The sequence below is a fragment of the Mycobacterium sp. 1165178.9 genome (genome assembly GCF_001673555.1).
GTDB lineage: Bacteria > Actinomycetota > Actinomycetes > Mycobacteriales > Mycobacteriaceae > Mycobacterium.
Genome location: NZ_LZMB01000064.1, coordinates 1 through 7,407, shown reverse-complemented (window position 1 = coordinate 7,407; position 7,407 = coordinate 1). Strand labels below are relative to the sequence as shown.

Below are 7,407 nucleotides of genomic sequence, written 5' to 3'. Positions count from 1 at the left end.
GTGGAACGGCTGATCCTGGTCGGGGCCGGAGGCGTGACCAAGGACGTCAACTTCGTCCTGCGCTGCGCCTCGCTGCCGATGGGCAGCGAGGCGATCGCCGTGCTGCGGTTGCCGCTGGTGCTGCCGGCGGTTCAGCTCATGGGACGTGTCCTGGGCATGGCGCTGGGCAGCACCGGGCTGGGCCGCGATCTGCCCAACGTGCTGCGCATCCTCGACGACCTGCCCGAACCGACGGCGTCCGCGGCGTTCAGCCGGACCCTGCGCGCCGTGGTGGATTGGCGCGGGCAGATCGTCACCATGCTGGACCGATGTTATTTGACCGAGGCGATCCCGGTGCAAATCATTTGGGGCACAAAGGATGTGGTGGTCCCCGTCCGGCACGCTTGGATGGCGCATGCCGCGATGCCGGGCTCCCGTCTCGAAATCTTCGAAGGTTCCGGGCACTTCCCCTTTCACGACGACCCGGCCCGCTTCATCGACGTCGTCGAGCGTTTCATCGATTCCACCGCCCCCGCCGAGTACGACCAGGCCAGCCTTCGCGAACTGCTACGCACCGGCGGCGGCGAGCAGGCCGTCTCGGGCCCCGCTCCCACTCGTGTCGCAGTGCTGAACGCCATGGGTTCCGACGAACGCAGCGCCACCTGATCGCCTCGATCTGTGCGGCCCCCCGCGGCGCCGTACAGTCGGCTCATGGGGATCGGCGTGACGGTGCTGCGGGTGTTCACCGATTCGGACGGCAACTTCGGTAACCCGCTGGGCGTGGTGGACGCCCGCCAGGTCGAGCCCGCACACTGGCAGCGACTGGCAACCCAATTGGGCTACAGCGAGACGGTTTTCGTCGACCTGCCGGTGCGCGGCTCCGCCAGCGCGCACGCCACCATCTACACGCCGCGAACCGAACTGCCCTTCGCCGGCCACCCGACCGTCGGCGCGACATGGTGGCTGCGCGAGATCGGTTCGCCGATCACCACGCTGCGGGTGCGGGCCGGGATCCTGCAAGTGGGTTGCGACGACGACCGCGCCAGCATCAACGCTCGCGCGGAATGGGCGCCCGACTTCGCCCTGCACGAATTCGCTTCGGCCGACAAGGTTCTGGCCGCCGATGACGCGGATTATCCCGATGACACCGCGCACTACCGTGGGCCTGGACCGACCGGGCGGCCGGGTCGCTGCGGGCGCGCGTGTTCGCCGCCAACCTCGGTGTGGTGGAGGACGAGGCGACCGGGTCGGCGGCGATGCGTATCACCGACTACCTGAGCCAGAGCCTGCGGATCACCCAGGGCAAGGGCTCGGTCATCGACACGAGGTGGAGCGCCGAGGGCTGGGTCGGGGTGGCCGGGCGGGTCGTCAACGACGGTGTGCGACAACTCGACTGACGACGACCGATGGGTAGAGCGCTCAGCGCTGCCGGTGTAATACGGCGGCGAGGTGGTCCTGCAACGGTTGCCCGACCGCACCCATCTGCACCGTGTAGGTGAGTTCGTCGCCGTCGATGCGGAACGAACGACCGAGCGCGGTCACCTCTTTGGCGCTGGGCGTCAACCCGACGGAAGTGGTCGACATCTGCATTTCGATCAGGTCACCGCTGACCGAGTAGGTGCCGACCTCGATTTCGGTGATACCGCTGGGATGCGCCAAAACCAATTCGACGTGACCCGGTTTTGGCACCCGAAGAAAACCGGTTTCGGCGTGCAACGGCTTGCCGTCGGCTACCGCCTTGGTTTTCTGGCCGTAGGCAAGAAACGGCTTACCGACATGGCCGAACACGACTTCTTCGAGGTAGTCGAAGGGCGGGATGGTCGGGTACTTGCCCGCACCCTGGCCGGCCCAGGTCCCAAGGAGCGGGGCAAGCGCCGCGAGGTCGGGATGCAAGTCAGTGGGCATGAAAGCGAGCCTAGCCCGGTGACGATGCGGGCCGGGACGGCCCGCTGAGGAGAATTGAGGAAGGCCGGTATCAGCCTGGGGCCGCCACTTTGCGGTGATCACGCAGCGCCTGGATCTCGCGTTCGAAATCGTCCGCGGACTCAAATGACCGATACACGGAGGCGAACCGCAAGTAGGCCACCTCATCTAGGTCGCGGAGTGGCCCCAGAATGGCCAGGCCGACCTCGTGACTGGGAACCTCCGGCGAGCCCGCGGCGCGCACGGTGTCTTCGACCTGCTGGGCCAGCAGGTTCAGCGCATCGTCATCGACCTGGCGCCCTTGGCAGGCCCGGCGGACGCCGCTGATGACCTTCTCCCTGCTGAACGGTTCGGTGACGCCGCTGCGCTTGACCACGGCCAGCACCGCGGTCTCCACGGTGGTGAAACGTCGCCCGCATTCGGGACAGGATCGGCGGCGCCGGATGGCCTGGCCTTCATCGGTTTCGCGCGAGTCGATCACCCGCGAATCGGGATGGCGGCAGAACGGACAGTGCATGACCGCTCCTTCATCGCGCCGACAAGGTACCGCAGGACCTCGAGCGTACCCGCGCGCTGACCTGCGCGGCTAATGGAACCGACGGGCGTGCGCAGCCAGCATTGGCGTCCAGAGATCGTCAGTCCAAAGCCGTTTTCGCACAACGATGCTCAGCCGACCGGGGCGATGAGGGTCTGGCCCGCCAGCAGGTTGGGCGAGTGCAGGTCGTTGAGTTCGCGGATGCGGTCGGCGACCTGGGTCGTCGGCGCGTCGGGTGCCACCCGGTGCGCGAAGTCTTGGAGCGACTCCCCCGCGTCGACGCGGACGACGGCGAGCCGGTCGGGAACGTGGGCCGCCGAGTTCGTGGAGTCGCCGTTGAGTACCTGACCGACGTTCGCGACGAGACCCAGCCACAGCGTGATCGCCCCGGCAGCCAGCGCGAGCCCGATGGTCGACGCCCAGGTAGTGGCCCGCCTGCGGTGCGGAGCGACGGACATTGCCACCCCGGTGCCGTAATAGCGTGTCGCCGCGCTCGCCGGCCGAGACGGCGCGGGGCGGCGCGACCGGGCCACCCCGTCGCGTCCGTAGCGAGCGCCCTGGATGGGTCCATTGATCGGGCGCCGAAGACTGCTGGTACGCGGCGCAGGCGTGTGGATGATTGTCATCTTCGTTCCTCCGGTCAACTAGCTCTCGCTCGTGTGTTCGACACTAATCGCCTGTATGTTCGAAACCGAACATTTGAGCGAAGCGTGTCGCACGAGCAAACGCTAGATCACACCACCGACAAGTTCGTCGGCCTCTACCACTGTCACGAGGCACCAGATACCCGATATCTCGAAGAGTTACACATTTGTGATTCGTACGACTTCGGGCCTATCCGCGGCACAATCGAACGGCACGACACGCGACTCGAACACATGTTTGATTCTTGTTCGCGGTGCGGCTACATTCAGTGCCATGGGCGACAGCAACGACATTTCATCGGCCGGTCCCCAGGGTCGGCTGCACTCCGTGGATACCTCGCTGACCGAACGGCAGCGAACCATTCTGAATGTCATCCGCGCCTCGGTCACCAGCCGTGGCTACCCGCCGAGCATCCGGGAGATCGGCGACGCCGTCGGTCTGACGTCGACATCCTCGGTGGCGCACCAGCTACGCACCCTGGAGCGCAAGGGGTACCTGCGCCGCGACCCCAACCGCCCCCGAGCCGTCGATGTCCGAGGAGCAGACGACGACGTGGCCGCGCCCACCACCGAGGTGGCCGGCTCGGACGCCTTGCCGGAACCCACGTTCGTCCCGGTGCTAGGGCGCATCGCGGCCGGCGGACCCATCCTGGCCGAAGAGGCCGTCGAAGACGTCTTTCCCCTGCCGCGCGAATTGGTCGGTGAAGGCACGCTTTTCCTGCTCAAGGTCGTCGGTGACTCGATGGTCGATGCCGCGATCTGTGACGGCGACTGGGTGGTGGTCCGTCAGCAGAACGTCGCCGACAACGGTGACATCGTCGCTGCGATGCTCGACGGCGAGGCCACGGTCAAGACGTTCAAACGCGCGGGCGGCCAAGTGTGGCTGATGCCGCACAACCCCGCGTTCGATCCCATCCCGGGTAACGACGCGAGCGTGCTGGGCAAGGTCGTCACGGTCATTCGCAAGGTCTGACGCGCGAGCGGGCTGGGTCAGTCAGCCCTGGTGAAGCCGTTGGCCTGAGCGACTTCTTCGCTCGACAACCAGAGTTCGGCGAGCGTGTCCTGATACAGCTCGCTCTCCGGCATGTAGTACAGGCCGTAGCGAGCACTGGCCTTGATGGGGTATCCATCGGGCGCCTGGTACGGGTCGTCGAGCGGCAGGTGGATCGTCGGTCGCCCGTCCGGGCCGGCCAGGCCGTTCTCCGACCCGTCATCGGCGGCGTGCCTACCGCTTCGTGCCGGAGGCGCGGGCGCGACCGCATCGGCGACCGCGGCGGCCCCGACCGCGGTGTCCGCCATGTCGGCTTCCGTCGCGGTGTCCGCTTCGGGTTCGACATCCGGTTCCGGCGGCGCGAGGTCAAGGTATTCGTCTTCCGGCTCAGCGGTTTCCAGGGCGCCCTCCACGGCCTCGCCCTCCGGCGGGGTGCTGGGAACGACGTCGGGATACTCGTCTTCCGGATACGCCTCCTCCACATAACCCTCATCGATGCCGTCGGCATCGACGTAGGCGGCGTCGTCCGCCGTCTCGGGCTCGGCAACCTCGGGGACGGCGTCGGTGTAGTCGGTGTAGTCGGCGCCCGCCTCGGAATACTCGGCCTCCGACAGCATCTCGTCGGAGACGACCGGGATCGAGTCGGTATCGACGGCGTCGGGGTCTTCCTCCTCGAGTCGGTAGTCGCTTTCGGCGGGAGCCTGACGTTGCCAGCTGACCCTCCCGGCGTCCGGTTCCGGTTCCGGCTGGTGCGTCGCGCCGAGGCCGAACGGGTCGGCGCCGACGTCGGCATCGTCGTGTCCCCAGCGCTCGTCGGCGTCGTAGCCGAAGTTCCCGCCGTGGCCGGGCGCGTAGGCCGCCGCCTCCTCGTGCCCGCGCCGGCGCCGCCGCCCACCGAACAGCACCCACGCCAACAACGCAAGCAGCGCCAGCACCGGAATGGCGACTATGAGCCACCACCAGTGCCAGGTGGACTTCTTCGCGTGCGCGGGCGTGGCCGAATTGCTCGGCTGGTCCTGACCCGACACCTGCAGGCCGGACAGCAGCGGCGCCAGGTTGGACGGATCCGTGCTGAACGTGTTCTTCGCCCGGTTCCACGAAATCTTGCCGCCGGTGAACTGCTGGGAAACCACGTCGCCGTTCACGGCCTGGTCGCCGACCGGGGCGCCGAGTTTGCCCGCCGGAGCGCGCAGCTTGTCCCACGCAACCTTCATCGCCCCACGCACGACGAAGGCGCCGTGGTCGGGCGTCCAGAAGATGACCGGCTTGTCGGCCGCGGAGAAGGTGACGACGCGGCTGGAACGCCCGATGTTGCCGTCGGTCTCGTTGGTGGTGGGGAATCCCAGGTCGCTGCCGACCGGCCCGCCCAGCGACTCGTATTTGGCCAGGACGTCGCTCTCGACCGCGTTCGCGCCGGTGGCCGGGGTGAAGAACACCTTGCCCCCGGCGAAGTTCTGGGCGATTCCGTCGCCGCCGACCGGATATTGCCCGCCCTGCTTGGCGCCCAGCGGCCCCGTGGCGCCGCCGGCCGCGCGCCAGGCGGTGTTGATCGCCGCGGTGGGATCGATCGCCACCTGCAGGCCCTTCAGCTGGTCGGCCAGCGCCGGCGGTTCGGTGGTGAACTGCTTCGTCTGCCGGTTCCACGAGACTTGCCCGCCGCTGAACTTCTGTGAGGACACCTCGCCGCTGTAGGTCTCCTCGCCGACCGGCACACCGAGAACCCCACCCGAGCTGCCCAGCTTGTCCCAGGCGGTGTTGAGGGCGCCGCGTACCACGTGCGGGCCGTGCTCGGGCGTCCAGAAGATCACTGGCTTGTCGCTGGCCGAAAAGGTGATAACCCGGCTGTCCGGACCGGCGAGGCCCGGAACTTCGTCGATGGCCGGGAAGCCCAGATCGCTGCCGGCGGGCCCGCCCAGTGACTCGTACTTATCCAGGACAGGCCCGTAGGCGAATTTGGCTCCGGTGGCCGGGGTGAAGAACATCTTGCCGCCATCGAAGTCCAGGGCGAAACCATCCCCGACTGGGTACACGTCGCCCTTACGGGCGCCCAACGGTGAGGTGTCGCCGCCGGCCTTGTCCCATGCCGCCATGATCGCGGCCTCGGCGTCGCCTATCGGACTCGCTACCGCGGTGGGGGCCAGCAATATCGCGGCCAGTGCCGTGGTCGTCAGGCTGACCAGCGCGCTTCCGATCAGCTTGCGCATGTGACCTCTCTGCACCTTTACCAAGCCTCCCAGCCGGCGGACATGGCTCTTTCAGCGGCTATGCCCCTATCTGCATAACCGGCGAGCGGGCGGTACTCGCGCCGGAAATGGACCCGCGCACGATCAGCCTTATCGTCGGGCTCGCATAACTTTGCTCCAGCCAGCAAGAAATGCGAAGTCAAATCACGAATTTTACAAAAACGGATACCACACCGATGTCGAAATGATGCCGGCCCATGGCCGAATCGCGATTCGGCGGGCCACTGTTCGCGCGCAGTTGCGGATATCGCACCGAAAGGCGGCCGGAACGCAAGACAGAGTGGCGACGCCGGACTGCCGACTCGCACAGCAGAATTGCGTCGGCCGCGGTTACCCGGCGCGCGGGAGCCGGCCGCGAGATCGCAAGGCTGACTATGCGTGATGACGCGGTCGGCACACCCGAAACACATGCGCCGACGGTACGTGAGCCGGCGGCGCATTCACCCTCTACCCCCGCCACAACCGACGAATGAAGCGCACTGGTCAGTTTGTCGCTCACCGCAATAGCGCCGTGTCAACAACGGACGAATACCCGGCGGGTCCGGCGATCGCCGGACATTCCCGCACCGATATCGCGCGCGAGTGTTCGCGATCCTGAGCCCGCTATCCTGCAAACGAAACGCTAGACGCCGAGGCTGCGTCCGATGATTTCCTTCATGATCTCGGTCGTGCCGCCGTAGATCGTTTGCACCCGGGCATCCAAAAAGGCTCGGGCAACGGGATATTCACGCATGTAGCCGTAGCCACCGTGCAGTTGCAGGCAGCGGTCGATCAGATGCACCTGCTTTTCGGTGCAGTACCACTTGGCCATCGCCGCCTGCTCCGCCGTCAGGTTGTGGTCCAGGTGCAGGCGGACGAACTCGTCGACCATCATGCGGACCACGGTCGCCTCCGTCGCCAGCTCGGCGAGCACGAAGCGGCTGTTCTGGAAGCTGCCGATCGGCTTGCCAAATGCCTTGCGCTCCTTGGTGTACTGCAGAGTCTGCTCGAGCACCTGCTCCATGGCCGCGGCCGCCATGATGGCGATCGAGATGCGTTCCTGCGGCAGGTTCTGCATGAGGTAGATGAATCCCATGCCCTCTTTGCCCAGCA

General features: G+C 66.8%; 8 protein-coding genes and 1 pseudogene. 3 read left to right on the top strand and 6 right to left on the bottom strand.

Translation table 11 applies throughout. From position 1 onward, the window contains the following. Window positions 1-645, top strand: a 645-nt coding sequence (locus A5652_RS03320; RefSeq protein ID WP_156745128.1) for an alpha/beta fold hydrolase, incomplete at its 5' end; no start/stop codon positions are given. A gap of 45 nt (window positions 646-690) precedes the next feature. Further along, window positions 691-1,376, top strand: a pseudogene (locus tag A5652_RS03315) (PhzF family phenazine biosynthesis protein). A 22-nt stretch (window positions 1,377-1,398) separates the two neighbouring features. Here the strand turns inward: A5652_RS03315 and A5652_RS03310 are convergent. The 3 genes from A5652_RS03310 to A5652_RS03300 form a co-directional block, all read right to left on the bottom strand. Continuing rightward, window positions 1,399-1,884 carry a peroxynitrite isomerase gene (locus tag A5652_RS03310; protein WP_067346606.1) on the bottom strand — a complete coding sequence of 162 codons (486 nt, stop codon included), beginning with the start codon at window positions 1,882-1,884 and terminating at the stop codon, window positions 1,399-1,401. Between the two features lie 70 nt (window positions 1,885-1,954). Further along, entirely contained in the window at window positions 1,955-2,419 is a 465-nt protein-coding gene (nrdR, locus tag A5652_RS03305; RefSeq protein WP_067346604.1) for a transcriptional regulator NrdR, read from the bottom strand. Window positions 2,420-2,568: 149 nt separating this feature from the next. Next, the gene (locus A5652_RS03300; protein ID WP_067346602.1) at window positions 2,569-3,063 is read right to left on the bottom strand and encodes a LysM peptidoglycan-binding domain-containing protein; all 495 of its coding nucleotides are present in this window, start codon (window positions 3,061-3,063) and stop codon (window positions 2,569-2,571) included. Between the two features lie 292 nt (window positions 3,064-3,355). On the opposite strand from A5652_RS03300, the gene lexA reads away from it, so the two are divergent. Next, window positions 3,356-4,054 (top strand): transcriptional repressor LexA, encoded by a 699-nt coding sequence (gene lexA, locus A5652_RS03295; protein WP_067346600.1) that lies wholly within the window; start codon window positions 3,356-3,358, stop codon window positions 4,052-4,054. Between the two features lie 17 nt (window positions 4,055-4,071). Here the strand turns inward: lexA and A5652_RS03290 are convergent, their stop codons facing one another. The 3 genes from A5652_RS03290 to A5652_RS03280 form a co-directional block, all read right to left on the bottom strand. Then, the gene (locus tag A5652_RS03290; RefSeq protein WP_067346597.1) at window positions 4,072-6,276 is read right to left on the bottom strand and encodes an LGFP repeat-containing protein; all 2,205 of its coding nucleotides are present in this window, start codon (window positions 6,274-6,276) and stop codon (window positions 4,072-4,074) included. Window positions 6,277-6,454: 178 nt separating this feature from the next. Then, window positions 6,455-6,814 carry a hypothetical protein gene (locus A5652_RS27385; RefSeq protein ID WP_067346595.1) on the bottom strand — a complete coding sequence of 120 codons (360 nt, stop codon included), beginning with the start codon at window positions 6,812-6,814 and terminating at the stop codon, window positions 6,455-6,457. 123 nt (window positions 6,815-6,937) lie between these two features. Continuing rightward, on the bottom strand, window positions 6,938-7,407 hold a 470-nt coding region (locus tag A5652_RS03280; protein ID WP_255361801.1), incomplete at its 5' end, for an acyl-CoA dehydrogenase family protein.

Bases quoted from the DNA above. Each gene is read 5' to 3' on its own strand.
- A5652_RS03310 (WP_067346606.1), bottom strand. From the start codon at position 1,884: ATGCCCACTGACTTGCATCCCGACCTCGCGGCGCTTGCCCCGCTCCTT.
- nrdR (WP_067346604.1), bottom strand. From the start codon at position 2,419: ATGCACTGTCCGTTCTGCCGCCATCCCGATTCGCGGGTGATCGACTCG.
- A5652_RS03300 (WP_067346602.1), bottom strand. From the start codon at position 3,063: ATGACAATCATCCACACGCCTGCGCCGCGTACCAGCAGTCTTCGGCGC.
- lexA (WP_067346600.1), top strand. From the start codon at position 3,356: ATGGGCGACAGCAACGACATTTCATCGGCCGGTCCCCAGGGTCGGCTG.
- A5652_RS03290 (WP_067346597.1), bottom strand. From the start codon at position 6,276: ATGCGCAAGCTGATCGGAAGCGCGCTGGTCAGCCTGACGACCACGGCA.